This window comes from Streptomyces sp. NPDC091377 (assembly GCF_044757045.1).
GTDB lineage: Bacteria > Actinomycetota > Actinomycetes > Streptomycetales > Streptomycetaceae > Streptomyces.
The window spans coordinates 439,299-456,241 of the sequence record NZ_JBIVUE010000004.1; the positions used below are offsets into that span (position 1 = coordinate 439,299).

The 16,943-nt window shown below is 71.8% G+C and carries 22 protein-coding genes; 14 read left to right on the forward strand and 8 right to left on the reverse strand.

From position 1 onward, the window contains the following. Positions 1-110 precede the first annotated feature (110 nt). The gene (locus ACIQNG_RS12195; RefSeq protein WP_401484353.1) at positions 111-533 is read left to right on the forward strand and encodes a DUF5133 domain-containing protein; all 423 of its coding nucleotides are present in this window, start codon (positions 111-113) and stop codon (positions 531-533) included. Between the two features lie 39 nt (positions 534-572). Here ACIQNG_RS12195 and aac(3) read toward each other — a convergent pair whose 3' ends face one another. From aac(3) to ACIQNG_RS12215, 4 genes are all read right to left on the reverse strand, one after another. Then, on the reverse strand, positions 573-1,427 hold the full coding sequence (gene aac(3) / locus ACIQNG_RS12200; RefSeq protein WP_401484355.1) for an aminoglycoside 3-N-acetyltransferase: 855 nt from the start codon (positions 1,425-1,427) through the stop codon (positions 573-575). A gap of 250 nt (positions 1,428-1,677) precedes the next feature. Continuing rightward, a complete protein-coding gene (locus tag ACIQNG_RS12205) occupies positions 1,678-2,703 on the reverse strand; it encodes an alpha/beta fold hydrolase (RefSeq protein WP_401484357.1) in 1,026 nt (341 codons plus the stop codon). Positions 2,704-2,727: 24 nt separating this feature from the next. After that, entirely contained in the window at positions 2,728-3,225 is a 498-nt protein-coding gene (locus ACIQNG_RS12210; protein ID WP_401484359.1) for a DinB family protein, read from the reverse strand. Positions 3,226-3,441: 216 nt separating this feature from the next. Beyond that, positions 3,442-4,071 (reverse strand): SAM-dependent methyltransferase, encoded by a 630-nt coding sequence (locus ACIQNG_RS12215; protein WP_401484360.1) that lies wholly within the window; start codon positions 4,069-4,071, stop codon positions 3,442-3,444. Between the two features lie 185 nt (positions 4,072-4,256). Here ACIQNG_RS12215 and ACIQNG_RS12220 point away from each other — a divergent pair, with 185 nt between their 5' ends. From ACIQNG_RS12220 to ACIQNG_RS12230, 3 genes are read left to right on the forward strand one after another with little or no spacing between them, the layout of a single operon-like run. Beyond that, positions 4,257-5,060, forward strand: a complete 804-nt coding sequence (locus ACIQNG_RS12220; RefSeq protein WP_401484466.1) for an alpha/beta fold hydrolase — start codon at positions 4,257-4,259, stop codon at positions 5,058-5,060. Further along, a complete protein-coding gene (locus ACIQNG_RS12225; protein ID WP_401426244.1) occupies positions 5,060-6,346 on the forward strand; it encodes a PP2C family protein-serine/threonine phosphatase in 1,287 nt (428 codons plus the stop codon). Before ACIQNG_RS12220 ends, ACIQNG_RS12225 begins: the two co-directional genes overlap by 1 nt. A gap of 8 nt (positions 6,347-6,354) precedes the next feature. Continuing rightward, positions 6,355-6,693: an STAS domain-containing protein gene (locus ACIQNG_RS12230; protein ID WP_401426247.1), complete on the forward strand. Its 339-nt coding sequence runs from the start codon at positions 6,355-6,357 to the stop codon at positions 6,691-6,693. Positions 6,694-6,721: 28 nt separating this feature from the next. Here ACIQNG_RS12230 and ACIQNG_RS12235 read toward each other — a convergent pair whose 3' ends face one another. Beyond that, positions 6,722-7,681: a helix-turn-helix transcriptional regulator gene (locus tag ACIQNG_RS12235; RefSeq protein ID WP_401426250.1), complete on the reverse strand. Its 960-nt coding sequence runs from the start codon at positions 7,679-7,681 to the stop codon at positions 6,722-6,724. A 133-nt stretch (positions 7,682-7,814) separates the two neighbouring features. On the opposite strand from ACIQNG_RS12235, the gene ACIQNG_RS12240 reads away from it, so the two are divergent. Continuing rightward, on the forward strand, positions 7,815-8,258 hold the full coding sequence (locus ACIQNG_RS12240; protein ID WP_401484363.1) for an ANTAR domain-containing protein: 444 nt from the start codon (positions 7,815-7,817) through the stop codon (positions 8,256-8,258). A gap of 272 nt (positions 8,259-8,530) precedes the next feature. On the opposite strand, the gene ACIQNG_RS12245 is transcribed toward ACIQNG_RS12240, so the two are convergent. Beyond that, positions 8,531-8,911: a winged helix-turn-helix transcriptional regulator gene (locus ACIQNG_RS12245; RefSeq protein ID WP_401426255.1), complete on the reverse strand. Its 381-nt coding sequence runs from the start codon at positions 8,909-8,911 to the stop codon at positions 8,531-8,533. 243 nt (positions 8,912-9,154) lie between these two features. Here ACIQNG_RS12245 and ACIQNG_RS12250 point away from each other — a divergent pair, with 243 nt between their 5' ends. Together ACIQNG_RS12250 and ACIQNG_RS12255 are read left to right on the forward strand one after the other, a co-directional pair. After that, complete coding sequence (locus tag ACIQNG_RS12250; RefSeq protein ID WP_401484365.1) at positions 9,155-10,192, forward strand: zinc-binding alcohol dehydrogenase family protein; 1,038 nt, start codon at positions 9,155-9,157, stop codon at positions 10,190-10,192. 98 nt (positions 10,193-10,290) lie between these two features. Next, positions 10,291-10,599: a putative quinol monooxygenase gene (locus tag ACIQNG_RS12255; protein ID WP_401426259.1), complete on the forward strand. Its 309-nt coding sequence runs from the start codon at positions 10,291-10,293 to the stop codon at positions 10,597-10,599. A 115-nt stretch (positions 10,600-10,714) separates the two neighbouring features. On the opposite strand, the gene ACIQNG_RS12260 is transcribed toward ACIQNG_RS12255, so the two are convergent. Continuing rightward, a complete protein-coding gene (locus ACIQNG_RS12260) occupies positions 10,715-11,314 on the reverse strand; it encodes a TetR/AcrR family transcriptional regulator (RefSeq protein WP_401484367.1) in 600 nt (199 codons plus the stop codon). 127 nt (positions 11,315-11,441) lie between these two features. On the opposite strand from ACIQNG_RS12260, the gene ACIQNG_RS12265 reads away from it, so the two are divergent. From ACIQNG_RS12265 to ACIQNG_RS12275, 3 genes are all read left to right on the forward strand, one after another. Next, the gene (locus ACIQNG_RS12265) at positions 11,442-12,527 is read left to right on the forward strand and encodes an alpha/beta hydrolase (protein ID WP_401484369.1); all 1,086 of its coding nucleotides are present in this window, start codon (positions 11,442-11,444) and stop codon (positions 12,525-12,527) included. A 66-nt stretch (positions 12,528-12,593) separates the two neighbouring features. Then, positions 12,594-13,835: a hypothetical protein gene (locus ACIQNG_RS12270; protein ID WP_401484371.1), complete on the forward strand. Its 1,242-nt coding sequence runs from the start codon at positions 12,594-12,596 to the stop codon at positions 13,833-13,835. Positions 13,836-13,942: 107 nt separating this feature from the next. After that, positions 13,943-14,569 carry a disulfide bond formation protein DsbA gene (locus tag ACIQNG_RS12275; RefSeq protein ID WP_401484373.1) on the forward strand — a complete coding sequence of 209 codons (627 nt, stop codon included), beginning with the start codon at positions 13,943-13,945 and terminating at the stop codon, positions 14,567-14,569. A 46-nt stretch (positions 14,570-14,615) separates the two neighbouring features. Here the strand turns inward: ACIQNG_RS12275 and ACIQNG_RS12280 are convergent, their stop codons facing one another. After that, positions 14,616-15,065, reverse strand: coding sequence for an SRPBCC family protein (locus tag ACIQNG_RS12280; protein ID WP_401426270.1), 450 nt, complete (start codon positions 15,063-15,065; stop codon positions 14,616-14,618). 156 nt (positions 15,066-15,221) lie between these two features. On the opposite strand from ACIQNG_RS12280, the gene ACIQNG_RS12285 reads away from it, so the two are divergent. From ACIQNG_RS12285 to uraH, 4 genes are all read left to right on the forward strand, one after another. Further along, entirely contained in the window at positions 15,222-15,473 is a 252-nt protein-coding gene (locus ACIQNG_RS12285; protein WP_401426442.1) for a hypothetical protein, read from the forward strand. Between the two features lie 47 nt (positions 15,474-15,520). Then, positions 15,521-15,838, forward strand: a complete 318-nt coding sequence (locus ACIQNG_RS12290; protein ID WP_401426444.1) for a helix-turn-helix domain-containing protein — start codon at positions 15,521-15,523, stop codon at positions 15,836-15,838. Positions 15,839-16,017: 179 nt separating this feature from the next. Continuing rightward, a complete protein-coding gene (gene uraD, locus ACIQNG_RS12295; protein ID WP_401484375.1) occupies positions 16,018-16,530 on the forward strand; it encodes a 2-oxo-4-hydroxy-4-carboxy-5-ureidoimidazoline decarboxylase in 513 nt (170 codons plus the stop codon). Positions 16,531-16,550: 20 nt separating this feature from the next. After that, positions 16,551-16,943: a hydroxyisourate hydrolase gene (gene uraH, locus ACIQNG_RS12300; protein ID WP_401484377.1), complete on the forward strand. Its 393-nt coding sequence runs from the start codon at positions 16,551-16,553 to the stop codon at positions 16,941-16,943.

Consider the following 16,943-nt stretch of genomic DNA (forward strand, 5'->3'; position numbering starts at 1 on the left):
GAAACGGCGTTCGGGGGTACACGGTGGCATGTCACCGTCCGGCGCGGTGATCTGCCCGGGACGGAGGGTTCTCGTCCCGGAGGAGTTCCTTTGCGGAGGCGGAGACTTACATGCTGAAGGCGCACCCGGCGGTATTGAGGAACCTGCTGGCCATCCACGCGTCGCTGGGCAGGGAGATCACGGAGGGATCGGGGTCGTCGCACGCCCGCCGCCAGCTCCTGGACACCGAGTACACCCTGTGCATGTCAACCGGGACCTACACCGTCGAGGACGCGCTCGCCGCCGCCCACCGGCAGTTGGAGGAGGCGGAAGGGGCAGAGGGAGTGGGAGTGGGAGTGGGAGCGGGAGCGGGAGCACGGACGGGTCCTGGACCACGACGGCCGGACGTACGCGGGGACGGGTATCGGCCGGTCAACCCGGTCACCCCGGTGGGCCGCTATCGGCCGGTCACCCCGGTGGACCGGTATCAACCGGACACCCGAGCGGACCGGTACCGGCCGGACGCACACGGGGACCGGTCGAGCATCGCGTGACCGACGCACCCCGGACCAGCCGAACGACGGGCCGACGAGTCAGCCGGTCCCGCCCAGCTTCTCCTCCATCCAGGTGACGCCGAAGTCCACCACCTCGCCGGCTTCGAACAGGTGGCTCTCGGCGGCGCCGATCATGCCCTTGGTGCCGATCCCGGCGGCGAGCATCTCCTGGGCGATGACCTCGAACGGCCAGGTGCCGTCCGGCACCACCGCGGAGTAGTCGAAGGCCCCGTCCTCCGAGTCGATGTCGTGGAAACGCCGCCAGACCCGCTCCCCGTCGGCCAGGATCGGCTGCTCGTAGGTGACGAAGCGCTTTCCGGGGGCGTCGGCGAGCGCCTCGGCGTGATGCAGCAGCGTCATCGAGTCCAGGGGAGCGCCCAGCAGGAGCACCCGGCCGTTCATGGCGACCAGCCGGGCGAGCGGGCTGTCGGGGCCGTGCGGGTCGTCCCAGGGGTGGTCGGCCATCAGCGCGGTCGCCGCCGCACCGAGCGCGGCGAAGCCGGCGTCGGGGTGCCTGCTGCGTACGGCGCCGGGGTGGCGGCGCAGCGCCTCCGGGAGCCGGCCGTTGTTGTGGTCCGCCTCGCTGAGGTCCGGGTCGTAGGCGGGGTGTTCGGCGCGCAGGGCGTCCTGCCATGCCTGCGGCCAGTCGGTGAAGTCGTAGGGCGGTGCGTCGTTCCAGCCGCAGGTCACCATGAGAGTGCCCCGCTCTCCCACGACGTCGCGGAGCGCGCCGATGATCGTAGGGGGGCCACCGGCGACATATCCGAGGGCGGACATCTGCGTGTGGAACATCACGGTGTCCCCGTCGGCCAGGCCGAGCGCGGTCAGCTCGTCGGTGAGCCGACCGCGGGTGACCGGGCCGTCGGAGCTTTTGAGCAGGGCCAGTTCGTCCATGAACGGGACGCTATCCGCGCCGTGGGGGCCGACCGCAACCGATTAACGTCCGGGCGCGCTCATCCGGGCGTGATCACGCGGTCACGCGGTCACGCGGTCAGGAGTCCCGGCCGGGCTCGCACGCCTCGGCGTGGCGGGCCAGCCCCTCGGCCATGCCCTGCATGAACTTCGGTTTCCGGTGAGGCGCCGGTGGTCACCGTGACGTCGTAGGTGTGCATGCGGGAGTCTCCTGGGTGCGGGCGTGGCCCGGTCATGGGGCGAGGAAGCGCAGCAGTTCGGCCGTGACGAAGCGGGGGTTCTCCTCGACCAGCCAGTGCCCCGCCTTTGGTACGTCCACCGCCCGCACGATGTTGGTCATCCGGGGGCCCACGGTGGACCGGATCGCCTTGAGCTGTCCTTCGGCGGTCATCAGCAGGGCCGGGACCCGGGTCGGTGGTGCCGCCACGGTGTCGCGGACGTCCTTGTCGAGGGCGCGGTACAGCTCGAAGCCGCCTGTCAGGGCCTTGGGCCGGCTGTAGGTCCGGGCGTACTCGTCGATCTCGTCCTCGCTGAACGGGGACCGCTCCGAGGTGCCGCCGAACGCCGTGCCGCCGTACGAGACCTGCGGATAGAAGAGCGCCAGGTATGCGCGGACGTCGTCGCTCACGACCGCCTCGGGGACCCGTCGCTGGGCGTGGAAGGCGATGTGCCAGCTCAGTGAGCGGTAGGTGGGGGCGTCGATCGCGGGGCCGGGGAGCGGCAGGTCGAGATAGCCGAGGCGCGCGGTGTCGTCGGGGAACCGGCTGGCGTACTGGAAGGCCACCGCGGCGCCGAAGTCGTGCCCGACGACACGAGCGTCGCGCACCCCGAGCCGCTCGGCGATCAGCGTGTGCACGTACCGGGCCAGCGTGGCCTTGTCGTAGCCGGTCGGCGTGCCGGTGGAGTCGCCGAGACCGGGAAGGTCGACGGCGTAGACGGTGTGGTGCTCGGCGAGTTCCGGCATGATCGGCCACCAGCCGTACCAGGTCTGGGGCCAGCCGTGCAGCAGCACGACCGGCGGGCCGCTGCCGCCCTTCACATAGTGCATACGGACGCCGTCGACGTCGGCGAACTCGTGGCGGAAGGTGCTCTTGAAGCGGGGATCGTCCTGGGTGGCGGCGGCGTAGGACGGGGCCGGGTCGTCCGTGGGGGTGGCGCAGCCCGCCGCGGCGATCGTGAGGAGGACGGTGAGCAGGACGGTTGCCGCCGTGTACGCGGATCGCGGGCGGCGCGGCAACGGCCGTCGTTCGGTGATCATGTGGTCCTGTCCTGGGAAGGCGGGTCAGCGGCCGGTGGCGCCGTCGATGAGTTCACGGAGGATGTCCGCGTGGCCCGCGTGGCGGCCGGTCTCCTCGATCATGTGGGTGAGGGCCCAGCGGACGCTGGGCGCGGGGCGGTCCGCCCGCCGCCGGGGGAGGGGCGCGCCGAGGTCGGTGCAGTCGTCGAGCACCTCATTGGCGCGCTCGACCGCCTCCCGGTAGCGGGTCACGACATCGGCGACGCTGTCCGTGGGCGCGGCCGTGAACGTCGCCTGCCAGTCGGTGACGTGCTCCCCGAGGAACATCGCACGTTCGACGGACGTCAGGTGGTGGAGCAGGCCGAGCAGGTTCGTGCCGGACGGCACGGCGGCGGTGCGCACCTGCGGTTCGGGCGCGCCGTCGACCTTCGCGGCGATCGAGGTGCGGAGGTAGTCGAGGAAGGCGCGCAGGACCTCGGTCTCGCTGCTTCCGGTGCGGGGCGGCGGGGTGTCGCCGCGGCGGGGTCGGGTGGTTCCGGGCACTGCGGTCTCCTTCTGGCGCGGGGCGGCCGGGTCAGGCGGTGGGGCGGTCGGGGGACTCGGGTGGACGGGGACTCCGGCCGTAGGGGGGATGAGGACTCGGGCGGTCGGGTGGACGGGGACTCCGGCCGTAGGGGGGATGAGGACTCAGGCGGTACGGCGGACGCGGGCTCCCGCGCTTCGGCGGACGAGGACTCCGGCCGTGCGGCGGACGGGGACTCAGCCGGTGCGGCGGACGAGGACGACGTGGTCGGTGACCTCGGCGGTGCTTCCGTCCGGTCCGGTCGCGATCCGGCGAGGCGCGTCGGCCCGCTCGACGGTCCAGGCGGCCGGGTCCAGACCGATCCCCGCGGCGACCTCCTGGGGGCTCGGGTACCGGAGGTCGGGGTCCTGGTTCCACGACCACGGCGCGGTCGAGCCGTGGTCGACGACGAGCAGTCGGCCGCCCGGGCGCAGCGCGTGCGCGGCCGTACGCAGGACGGTGTCGCGGTCGAGAGCGAAGTCGGTGTGCAGATAGTGGGCGCAGATCAGGTCGAAGGCGCCGGGCGGGAACGACCGGTGCAGGTCATGCCGGGCGGTGGTGACCCGGTCGCCCAGGCCGTGGGCGTGGGCGAGGGCCGCGACCCGCCCGACCGCCACGGCCGAGAGGTCGGTGGCGGTGACCCGCCACCCCTGGGCGGCGAGCCACAGGGCGTCGCCTCCGCCGCCGCATCCGAGGTCCAGGGCGTCACCGGGCGGCAGCCCCGCCACCGTCTCGGTGAGCCGGGCGTTGGGCGGGGGGACGTCCGCCGCCGTCGGCCGGGCGGCGTGGACACCGTCCCAGAACGCGGTCGCATCCGTGCTGCTCATCATGGCTCCTCACGTCTCCTTGCCTTTCCTCGCCCCTCCTGTGGAGGTGCGGATTCCAGCCTCACCCGGTGCCCTGCGGCTTGGCACGCGATCTTGCGGTTATGGCAAGACGGGCCGGAAGCCGAAAGATTGCGATGGTCAAGGCGCTGAAGGAGGTGAGAAGGGGTACTGAGAGACTGATGGACATGGAGATCATCCGCAGGAACAACGTCACCGTCACCGGCGACCCGCACGGTCGGACGGTGGTGCTGGCGCACGGCTTCGGCTGTGACCAGAACATGTGGCGGCTGATGGTCGACGCGCTGGCCCCGGACCACCGGATCGTCCTGTTCGACTACGTGGGTGCGGGCGGCTCCGACCCGTCCGCGTTCTCGGAGGACCGCTACGCCTCGCTCGACGGGTACGCCCGGGACGCCGTGGAGGTGTGCGAGGCGCTCGACCTGCGGGACGCGGTCTTCGTGGGACATTCGGTCAGCGCCATGATCGGGGTGCTGGCCGCGGCGGCGGCTCCGGAGCGGATCGGGGCGCTGGTGATGGTCGCCCCGTCCCCCCGGTACATGGACGACGACGGCTACCGGGGCGGATTCAGCAGGGAGGACATCGAGGAACTGCTGATGTCCCTGGAGTCCAACTATCTGGGCTGGTCGGCGCAGATGGCTCCGCTGATCATGGGCAACGGGGACCGGCCCGAACTGGGGGACGAACTGAGGAACAGCTTCTGCGCGACCGACCCGGACATGGCGCGTGTCTTCGCCAGGACCACGTTCCTGTCGGACTCCCGGGACGATCTGAAGGGCGTACGGGTGCCGACGCTGGTGCTGGACTGCACCCAGGACGCCATCGCTCCCCCCGAGGTGGGGAGGTACGTCCACCGGGCCATTCCGGGCTCGACGCTGGTCACCCTGGACGCGACCGGTCACTGCCCCCATCTGTCGGCTCCCGAGGCCACCCATGAGGCGATCCGGGACTTCCTGGCGGGCCTGCGATGATGAGCAGGACCGGAGGGCACCCCGATCCGCACGACGCGAGCGGCGGGACGACACCGGACGCGGCGTTCGCCGCCCTGCTGGAGGACAGCGCGGAGGATCTGTACGAGTCGGCCCCGTGCGGGTATCTCTCCACGCTGATGGACGGCACCGTCGCGAAGATCAACCGGACGCTGCTGGACTGGCTCGGTCTGGAACGCGAGGCGGTCGTGGGGCGGATGCGGTTCACCGATCTGCTGACCGTCGGCGGACGGCTCTACCACGAGACCCACTTCGCTCCGCTGCTGCGGATGCAGGGCGAGATCAGCGGCATCGCCCTGGAGATCAAGGAGAAGGGCGGGGGCCGGGTCCCGGTGCTGGTCTCCTCGGCGATCAAGCACGGTGACAGCGGTGAACCCCTCCTCATCCGCACCACGCTCTTCGACGCGCGGGACCGCCGGGCCTACGAGGAGGAACTCCTGCGGGGGCGGAACGTCGCCGAGGCGGCACGCGAGCAGGCCGAGGCCGATCGCGCCCGGCTCCAGGACGCGCTGGCCGTGCTCCAGCAGTCGCTGCTGCCCGACAGCCTTCCGCCGGTCCCGGGTGTGGAGACCGCCGCTTACTACCACACGGCCTCGCCGGACCGGCTGGGCGGAGATTTCTACGATGTCTTCCCCATCGACGGCAAGCGCTTCGGCTTCTTCCTCGGCGATGTGTGCGGGAAGGGCCCCCAAGCCGCCGCCGTTACCTCGCTGACCCGCTACACGCTGCGGGCGGCGGCCCTGCACGACCCCGACCCGGTCTCCGCGCTGAGCACCTTGAACACCGTGCTCCACGAGCGGTACGCCAGCAGTGGGGACCCGCGTTACTGCACGGCGGTCTTCGGCACCATCGAGCCCGACCCGGACCGGCGGCACGCCCTCGTCCATCTGGCGTCGGGCGGTCACCCGCCGGTCCTCGTCCTGCGCGCGGACGGCACCGCCGGGTATCTGCCCACCCCCGGCGGTCTCCTCGTCGGCATCCTGCCCGAGGCCCCATTCACCACCGCCACCGCGACCCTGGCCGCCGGGGACACCCTGCTGCTCTACACCGACGGCCTCACCGAGGCCCGTACCGGGCAGGACCGCAGCAGCCTGTACGGGGACGAGGCGCTACTCGCCTTCGCCGCCGCGCAGGCCGGCCGGTCCCCGCACGCGGTGATCCAGGCCCTGACCGGCCTCCTGCACGACCTGGGCGACGGCCTGGACGACGACACGGCGCTCCTCGCCGTCGGTGTCCCGGCCCAGTCCTCCACCGACCTCACGACCTGAAGCGCATCATGAGCCCGTTGAAGATCATCACCCGAGACACACACACTGGTCCCGTCCTGGAGATCACCGGCGAACTCGACCACTTCCACGCCCCCGAACTGCGCCGACGACTCGACACCCTCCCGCTCCGCGCGGGCCAGCGCCTCGTACTGGACCTGGCGGGCATGGACTTCTGCGACTCCAGCGGCATCAGCGCCCTGCTCACGGCCCGCAACCGCGCCCAGGCCGCCGACGCCGACATCGCCCTCGCGGCCGTGCCCGCCCGCACCCTGCGCATCCTGCACATCGTCGGCCTCGACCGGATCTTCCCGCTCTACCCGGACACCGACACCGCGATCAGTGCCTAGACGGCACCCGTCACACCCGTCACACCCGTTACCCGTCGCCCAGTGACTGGTGGGGTGCCCGGCGGTAGGCGTCGCGGTAGAGGGACGCGAAGCGGCCGGGGTGGTGGAAGCCCCAGCGGGCGGCGATCTCGGTGACCGTGGCGCCGGTGTCCGGGTCGGCGGCGACCAGGTCCCGGTGCGCCTGCGCCAGCCGTACCCGGCGGAGGTGGGCGAGCGGGGTGGTGTCCAGGTGGCGCCGGAAGGCGTATTGCAGGGCCCGTACGGTGACATGGGAGGCGGCGGCGATCTCGGCCACGGTGACCGGCTGGTCGGCGTGGTCGTCGATGTAGGTGAGGGCGCGTCGCAGGGTGGCCGGGTGGGCGTCGTTGCGGTCGGGGCCCGTCGCCTCGGTGGGTGCCGTGTGCGGGAAGGTGGCCAGGACCTGGGCGGCCAGGTGCTGTGCGGCGGTGGAGGCCACCAGCGGCTGGTCCGCGGTCGTCGGGTCGGCGAGGACGTGGTCGCGCAGATAGGCGATGGTGACGCCGAGCCGGTGACCGGCGGTGGGGGAGTGCGGCCGGTGCCCGGTCAGCCGGACCGGCCGCCCCTCATGGGTGCCGTCGGGGTCCGCGACCTGGGCGAGGAGGGCCGGGTCGAGCATGGTGATGGTGTAGCGGGCGTTGCAGATGCGTCCGGAGTAGGGCAGGTCCGGCGGGGCGAACAGGACGACGTCCCCCGGGCCGAAGTCGTCCTCGACCCCCTGGAAGGAGTGGTCGCGCACGGTGCCGTCGTGGAGGAGGCAGAGACAGATCTTGCCGAGTGGATTCACCGAGTAGCTCAACTCGAAGGTCAGGTCCAGTTCGTCCACGCTCACCGAGGGGATCCCGGTGCGGTGTACACGCAGGCGGCTGGTGTCGGGGGTACCACTGCCGATGCGCATCTTGGCGTAGGCCCGGCTGAGGAATTCCTCGGTCTTCGCCAGGTCGCCGCTGTCGAATCTGAGCGTCTCCATGAAGCCCGGATTCCCCGGCAACAGCTCATCATGTGCCCTGCGAGCTGGGGCGTTTCGTTTTCCGGATGGCGAGTGAGGTGGATGTTCGCCTGCTGGCTGGCTCCGCCGGTCCGTCGACAGCGAGCCTCGAAGGATGATCGGAGACAGGGACCCGGACCGGGTCGGAGAGCTTGAGGACGAGGTGGAGCACCTCCGTCGCGCCATGGACGCGCATGCTCTGGTCGACCAGGCGATCGGAGTGGTGGTCGCCGTGGGTCATCTCCACCCCGAGCAGGGCTGGATGGTCCTCAAGCGCATCTCGCAGCACACCAATCTGAAGCTGCGGGACGTGGCACGCGCCCTGGTGCTGTGGCCGGCGGGCGGCCCCCTGCCCGAGTCCGTACGCCGTGCGCTGCCCCACGCGATGGAGCAGGTACGGCGCCTCGACCGCGAGCCCGCCCGGAAGGCGCCCGGCGGGGAGAGACCGGGAACCGGCTCACGCCCCGCACCGAGCCGCCACGGCGACCGGGCCGCGGACGAGGACGGCTCGGCCCCCAGGCCCCCGAGGACGGTGGCAAGCTGCTCGTGTCAACCGTGACGCCCCACATGCCGCGCGCCCCGTACGCTGTGCGCCCCGCATGCCGTGACGCCCCGCATGCCGTGTGCCCCACATGCCGCCACGCCCCACATGCCGTGTGCCCCACATGCCACGCGCCCCGCATGCCCTGACGCCCCACATGCCGCCACGCCCCACATGCCACGCGCCCCGCGTCCCGCGCGCCCCACATGCCGCGCGCCCCGCAGCACGGCGGGCCCGGTGCGTGGACTCACCGAGGCCGCGGCTGATCGTGGAGCGGGGCCGCTTCCCGGTCAAGGCTGAGCGGCGGTCCTGACGTCGTGGACCTGGTCGAGATGGTTCTCGACCCAGTTCCGCAACTGCGCCAAGGGTTCCGCCACGCTGTGGCCCAGGTGCGTGAGCGCGTACTCCACGTGCAGGGGTACCGCCGGATAGACGGTCCGGTCGACGAACCCCTTCTCCTCCAGACGGCGAAGCGTACGGGTCAGCACCTTCGGGCTGACCCCCTCCAAGCGGCGTTGCAGAGCACCGAAGCGCTGCGGTCCTTCCTCCATCGCCCCGATCGCGAGCGCGGACCACTTGTTGGCCAGCAGGTCGAGCACCTCGCGGCACGGACACTGGGCCGCGTAGACATCGTGTGCGTCGTGCCGCTCCGACGTGCAACCTATGGCCACCGGCCGTCTCCCATCCCTCTGCCTGCCCTGCCTGCCCTGCCTGCCCTGCCTGCCCTGCCTGCCCTGCCTGCCCTGTCTTCCCGGTGGATTCCTGGTGTCTTCCACCTGGTCACTTCCCCCAAGGAAGTAGGCTCCCTTGCAGGTTACTACGTCTGCGAGGGTACCGTCCGGAACGCGATGGCCGGGCTGACGGCATCGCGGGGCCGCTCGCCGGCCGGGGATTCCACTGTGAGGAGACGCGGGATGAACGAGACGCTGAACAGGACCATGCCGGCGGTCGCCTACCGGCAGAGCTTGCCGGCCCAGGACGACGAGAGTCTGGTGGACGTCGAACTGCCCGTGCCGCAGCCGGGCCCGCATGACCTGCTCGTCCGCGTGGAGGCCGTCGCGGTCAACCCCGTCGACTACAAGGTGCGCCAGAACAGCGACCCGGGCGGGCAGCCCAAGGTGCTGGGCTGGGACGCGGCGGGTACGGTCGTCGCGGTCGGCGACCGGGTCGAGTTGTTCGCGGCGGGTGACGAGGTCTACTACGCCGGCGCGATCGACCGTCCCGGCAGCAACGCGCGTTTCCACGTCGTGGACGAGCGCATCGTCGGACGGAAGCCGACCACGCTCTCCTTCACCGAGGCGGCGGCTCTGCCGCTGACGTCCCTCACCGCCTGGGAGGGCCTGTTCGAGCGGCTGGGCCTGCGCCGGGACGACGGCCGGCGGGAGACCGGCACGCTGCTGGTCACCGCGGCGGCCGGCGGTGTCGGGGCGATGGTGGCGCAACTGGCCCGTGCCTTCACCGACCTGACGGTGGTCGGCACCGCGTCGCGGCCCGAGACCGGCGAGTTCGCCCGCCGGATGGGCGTCACGCATGTGGTCGACCACCACCACCCGCTGCCGCAGCAGGTGGCGCGGCTCGCGCCCGACGGCCTGGATCACATCTTCAGCACGGCCGGCACGGACCGGAACCTCCCGGCCTACGCGGACATGCTCAAGCCGTTCGGCGGGCTCGTCGCCATCGACGACTTCGGCCCGGTGGAGATCGGCCTGCTGAAGTCGAAGAGCATCTCCTTCCACTGGGAGTTGATGTTCACCCGGTCGCTGTTCCGGACGCCGGACATGGCGACGCAGCACCACATCCTCAACCAGGTCGCCGGCCTTGTGGACCGAGGTGTCCTCACCACCACGGCCACCCAGGACCTCGGCACGGTCAACGCCGCCCACCTCCGCGAGGCCCACCGAATCCTGGAATCCGGCCGTGCCATCGGCAAGATCACACTCACCGGCTTCTGAGCCGATGGCCGAAGCACCCGGCTGCGCGTCGCCGCACCCGGACCCGGATGAGGCACCGGTGAACGCCCCGCCCACCCCGTCACCCCAAGGAGACCCGCGTGTCCCCCACCCCACGCCCCCAGCAACTCATCGCCCTCGCACGGGTCAAGGCCAAGACGTCGGAGCGTGCGGCACTCCACAACGCCCTGGCCGCTCTGGTCGCTCCGTCCCGTGCCGAGGAGGGGTGCCTGGACTACACCCTGTTCGAACTGCAGGAGGAGCCGGGCACCTTCTACGTACGCGAGACCTGGGCCGACCAGGCGGCACTCGACTTCCATAGGGCCACCCCCCACTTCCAGGCATTCGCGGCCCGGTTCGGGGAACTGCTCGCGGAACCGATCCGGCTGATCCCGCTGCGCGAGGTCTGAGCCCGGCTCTGCCGTTGATGATCTCGCAGTCTCCCGCGGACGGCCGCTGCCCGTGCGCGGCAGTTCCCGCTCGCCTGCCGGGCCGGCAGGCGGCGGTGGCCGTCCGTGAAGAGGTTCACAGCCCCTTCTCCGGTGCCGCCACTCCGTCCAGCACCAGGTCCGCCAAGGCGTGGGGCAGGTCGTCGGGCAGGGGGGTCCGGGTCATGAGGACTCTGCTGTGCAGGGGGGCGATCAGGGCTTCGAGGGTGACGCGGGGGTCGGTGGTGGGGCGCAGTTCGCCTCGGGCGATGCCGCGTTCGATCATCACCGCGGCCAGTTCGATCCTCGTACGCCAGAAGCGTTCGCGGGCCTCGGCCGTCTCCGGGTCGTCCACCGTCAGCACCGCGGCCCGGGCCAGCGCGGCGCCGAGGGGGTCGGCGAGGTAGGTCGCCACCAGGGTGGCGAAGGCGCGCAGGTCCCCGCGTACGGAGCCGGTGTCCGGCACGGGGATGTGCTGGTCGCTGGCGGTGAGCATGGTGTCGACCAGGAGGTTCTCGCGGGTGCGCCAACGGCGGTAGACGGAGGTCTCGTTGACCCCGGCCCGCTGGGCGACGTCGGCGATGCTGAAGCGGGTCGTACCGCCTTCGACCAGGGCCTCCACGGCCGCGTCGAGCACCGCCTTGCGCACCCGGGCGGCCCGCCCGCCCGGCCTGCGCCGGATCTCGCTGTCACTCACGCGCCTCACCTCTCCCGCCCACTCTAAGGCAAGGATCCTTGCTTCTTGCGCCGTCATGCCCCACCGTAGCTGAAGCAAGTATTCTTGCTTTTAGCGTCACCGTGCGGTGGCGTGAGAGGAGTTCGCCATGCCCTTCACCTGGCCCCTTGACCCGCGCGACCTGTTCACGGAGCGCTATCCGCAGATGCTCGCCTTCGGTCTGCCCGCCCCGGACGTCGACGCCGTCCGGGCGGCGACCACCGACATGTGGGCCGACGCCCCGGGCGGCTGGGTGTACGAGTGGTCCCGGCTGGCCGGCCGCTACGCCGCCGCCGGCCGTCACGACCTGGCCGCCCTCGCCTACGGCAACGCCAAGTTCCCCACCCTGGCCACCGAGCCGATGCGCCGGGCCCTCGCCCACCAGGCCGAGCAGTACGGCCGGTCCGCCACCGGCTTCCCCGTCGACTTCGAGCGGCGTGTCCTGACCGTCCCCCACCGGGGCGGCACCGTCCGGGTGCCGGTGCATGTGCTCGCCGCGCCCGGACTGCCCGACGACGCCCCGGTCACCCTCGCCAGCGGTGGCGTCGACACCTGGAAGATGGACCTGCACGCCCTGTTCGTCGCCCTCGCCCTGCGCACCGGCACCCGGATCATGGCGTTCGACCTTCCCGGCACCGGTGAGACCAGCGACATCCCGATGACCCACGACGGCGGCAACGAGGTCGTGGAGGGCCTCATCGCCGAGGCCCGCGCGGTCGGCAACGGGCAGGTGGCCCACCTCGGGCTGTCCATGGGCGGCCACTACTCCGCCCGCACCGGCCTCGCCGGTACCGTGGACGCCGCCATCGACCTCGGCGGCCCTGTCGAGACCGCGTTCACCCCCGGCCGTTCCTTCGCCTTCGGCATGGAAGGCATCGTCGGCAACGCCCTCGGACTGGACGAACTCCCCAGCCCCGACCGCATGGGCGCCCGCTTCTCCGCCTTCGACCTGCGCCCCCTGCTGGACCAGGACATCAACGCCCCCATGCTGGTGATCAACGGAGCCGACGACGTCCATGTGCCCCAGCACGACACCCTGGTCTTCGAGGGCCGCCGGGACACCCGCGTCCACCTCCTGCCCGACACCGGGCACTGCGCCGTCACCAAGATGCCCGAGGTCATGGCCCTGACCTGCGACTGGCTCCAGCGGACCCTCGGCATCGACGGGGCGTCAGACCGGCGCCGACGCCGGTAATCCCCCGGTCGGATACGGGGGCCCGCTCCATGCCGCCGGGGCCGAGGACCCGGACATGATCGGGTCATGAACCTCAGCCCCTGCCGCAAGCACGCCACCGCCCTGCTCTCCGGCACGATCGCCCTCGGCACCGCCGCCGCACTGGCCGCTCCCGCCGGGGCGGCCGAGCCCGCCGGGAGCCGTCCCCCACCCCTGCGCGCCGGGGACGTCGTGGCCGTCGAGGAGGAGACCCGGGTACCCGCGAGCGAGGTGAGGGAGAGTCTGGGGCGGGCCCGGATCGACAGTTCGCGGGTCCGGTACGACGTCACCCGCTACCGCGTCCTGTACCGCACCACCGACGACACCGGCGCCCCCGTCACCGCCAGTCAACTCGTCGTCCTGCCGCACAACGGCACCCGCACCCTGCCCGTCGTCTCCTGGCTGCACGGCACCTCCGTCCACAAGGGCGAGGCCGCCTCGGTGAACCCGGACTCCGGCGACCGGCGGACCGCCCTGTTCTTCGCCTCCGCCGGGAAGGCGGTCTCCGCCCCCGACTACGTGGGGCTCGGCAAGGGCGAAGGACTGCACCCCTACGGCGATCCGGCGGCCACCGTCGCCGCCGCGGTGGACGCCCTGCGCGCCGCGCGCACCGTCGCCCGGGACGAGGGGCGGGACCTGCGGCGGGCGGTGGACATCAGCGGGTTCTCCCAGGGCGGGCCCGCGGCCATGATGGTCGGCCGGGCCCTCCAGGAGGAGCGCGCCGACCCGTACTTCCGGCCGGGCGCGCTCGCACCGGTCGGCGGCCCCTTCGAACTGAGCGCCTTCGAGGCCGCCGCGGCGAACGACGCCATCGACCGGTCCGCGATCTACCTCGCCTACTTCACCGTCGCGTGGAACCGGATGTACGGGCTCTACGACTCACCCGCCGAGGCGTTCCGCGCCCCCTACGACCAGACGGTGGAAGGGCTCTTCGACGGACTGCACACCGGCCCCGAGATCCTGCGCGAGCTTCCCGCCGCCTCGAAGGACCTGTTCACCGAGGAGTTCCTGGACCGGGTCCGCGAGCCCGGCGGCGTACTGAAGCGGAAGCTGCACGCGCTGGACCACACCTGCGACTGGCGGCCGGACGTACCCGTGCGCATCTTCCACGGCACGGGGGACCGGGACGTCACCCCCGAGCACGCCGCGTACTGCGACGACCAGTTGGCGGCGAACGGCGCCCGGCACGCACGCATCGAGGTCCCCGCCCCCGACCACAACACCTCGGTACGGAAGGCACTTCCCCTCGTCGCCGACTTCTTCGACCGCCGCGAGTCCCCCGCCGCCTGAACCCGGTCCGGACGGTGGTGACGCGGTCCCGTGTCACCGATCATCTACAGGGCGGCCCTCAGGCCGGTTTCCGATGTCCGACGACGCGGTGGAAGGAGCCGGTCGACATGGCCGAGCGGCGGAGCGTGGATTTCTGGTTCGACCCCGTGTGCCCCTACACGTGGATCACCTCGCGGTGGCTGGTGGAGGTGACCAGGGTGCGGCCGGTGACCGTCCGCTGGCGGGTGATGAGCCTGTCCGTGCTCAACGAGCACCGGGACGACCACCCGGAGGGCGAGTGGGAGGACTACATGTGGGCGCCGGTGCGGGTGTGCGCGGCGGTGGAGGAGCGGTTCGGGCAGCGGGCGCTGGGGGACCTCTTCACCGCGATGGGCACCCGCTTCCACCTGCGCGGCGACTGGGGCGACCTCACGGCGGCGCTGACGGACGCCGGGCTCCCGGAGGAACTGGCGGAGGCCGCCGGGTCCACCGCCCACGACGAGGCGATCCGCACCTCGCACGCCGAGGCCGTCGCCCTGGCCGGCACCGACATCGGCACCCCCGTGCTGGCGCTCGGCACCAGCGGTGGGGACGGGGAACGGGTCGGCTTCTTCGGGCCGGTCGTCTCGCCCGCCCCCACCGGCGAGGAGGCCGGCCGGCTCTGGGACGGCTTCGCCCTGTTGGCCACGGTTCCGGGTTTCTACGAGGTCAAGCGCACCCGGAGCGGGGAGCCCCGGTTCGACATGCCCGGCTGACACCTGGTCCGGGGACCGGCCCCGCCTCTGGGTGAGGGCGGTCCCGTCAGGCGGAGCCGCGCCACGCGCCGGTCTCGATGGCCTGGGACTCGATGAACTCCTTGAAATGCTTCAGGTCGCTCTTCGCCTGGCGCCGCACGAAGCCGAGCTTGTCGCCCACGGTGTCGGTGATGCCCTGCGGATCGTGGTCCAGTTGCAGCATGACCTTGGTGTTCTTGTCGTCGAGCCGGTGGAACGTGACCACCCCGGCCTGGCGGACCTCGCCGCCCACAGTCGTCCAGGCGACCCGCTCGTCGGGCACCTGCTCGGTGATCTCCGCGTCGAACTCGCGCTCCACGCCCTCGACCTTGGTCACCCAGTGCGTCAGCGTCGGTGTGAGCTGATCGATCCGCTGGACCGCGTCCATGAACCGGGGGAACTCCTCGAACTGGGTCCACTGGTTGTACGCGGTACGCACCGGCACAGCGACCTCGACGGATTCCTCGATCTTCGACATGCGTGCTCTCCTTCGTCGTTGCGGAAGCGGGCCGGACCACCGGGTACCCCGGCGGCGGTCCCTGACACCGGTCGGCCCGTCCCCTAAGGTCGTGTCGGAGCGGCCGGCGTACACCACGGCCGTGATGTGGGCCACAGTGAGGTTCTTGGGGGTTTGGTGCGCTTGCGGGTGGAGTTCACGACCGAGCCGTTCGACCTGGACGAGGCGCCGGCGCACGCGCTGGTGGCGCGGGAGGTGATCGAGGGCGCCGGTCTTGACGAGGTGGACGTGGGTCCTTTCGGCAATACGGCGCAGGGGCGGGCCGACGCGGTGCTGACCGCGCTGGACGCCCTGCTGCGGCGGACCCTGGAGGCCGGGGCCACCCGGGTCTCGCTCCAGGTCAACGTGGTCGCGGAGGACGAGGGGTGACCGGCGAGGACGCCTTCGTCGCGGCGGTGAAGCCGCTGGTCGACGCGATGGGCGGGACGCTGCTGCCGCCGGGCGAGGCCGGTCCGGACGATGTGGTGCTCGTGTGGGCGGGCGCGGACGCCGTGGCCGTACGGCTGCCCCAGCTCGCGGACTCCCTCGACCACATCCTCGCCGCCATGGAGCGGGCGCGGGGGATGCCGCTCGCCGAGCTGGACCGCAAGGCCAAGCAGGAGGTCGTACGGGTGCTGGAGGCGCGCGGCGCGTTCTCCGTGCGGCACGGGGTGGAGACCGTGGCGAGTGCGCTCGGCGTCAGCCGCTTCACCGTCTACAACTACCTCAACCGGGAGCGGGACGCTCCCACGTAACACACACCCCCCCGGCATACCCCCCCCTGACCAGCACGTTTCCCCATCCTCGGCGCCGCCTCCGGTTCACAGGAGGCGGCGTTTTTTGTTACCCCGAATTTTCAACAAACTGTTGACGCCGTGTTTTCCAGGGCGTTAGCTATGCGCAGCCCGTCCCGCACCAGGCCACGGAGGCTCCCGTGACGACCCCCTCCACGCCGGGCCTCGCCCGGTTCAACGCCCTTGGGGAACAGGCGGCTTCGGCCGCGCTGCGCGAGGCGTGCGCCGCCACGGCATGGACACGGCGGCTGCTCGCCGCCCGCCCCTACGCCACCGACGACGACCTGTACGCGGCGAGCGACACCGCCACGGCCGAGCTGACCGCCGACGATCTCGGCGAGGCGATGGCCGGGCACCCGCCGATCGGCCGCCCCCGGCCGGGGGACCCCGCCTCGGCGCGGGAGCAGCGCGGCATGGCCGGGGCGAGCGACGCGCTGAAGACGGAGATGCTCGAACTGAACCTCGCCTACCAGGAGAGGTTCGGGCATGTCTTCCTGATCTGCGCCACCGGCCGCACCGGTGAGCAGATGCGCGACGCTCTGAAGGAGCGGATCGGCAACGCGCCGGAGCGGGAGCGGGAGATCGTCCGCGCCGAGCTGGGGAAGATCAACCGCATACGGCTCGCCCGCCTCCTCGCCTCCGCCGAGGACTGACCAGCGAAGGACCGATCCGCATGAGCACCAGCACCACCGCCTCGGTGTCCACCCACATCCTGGACACCAGTGTCGGCCGCCCCGCCGAGGGCGTCACCGTCCGGCTCTCCGCCCGCTCCGGGCGGGACGCGGACTGGCGGGCGCTCGGCGGCTCCGTGACCGACCGGGACGGCCGGTGCAAGGATCTCCCGGCGCTGCCGGAGGGAACCACCCAGGTACGGCTCGACTTCGCCGTCGAACCGTACTTCGAGAACAAGCGAGCCGATGCGCAGCAGGACGCCCCCGCGAATCGGGACAGCGGTGCCGTGTTCTTCCCCGAGGTGACGATCACCTTCGTCGTGCGATCGGGCGAGCACTACCACGTACCGCTGCTGCTCAACCCGTTCGGCTACTCCGTTTACCGAGGGAGCTAG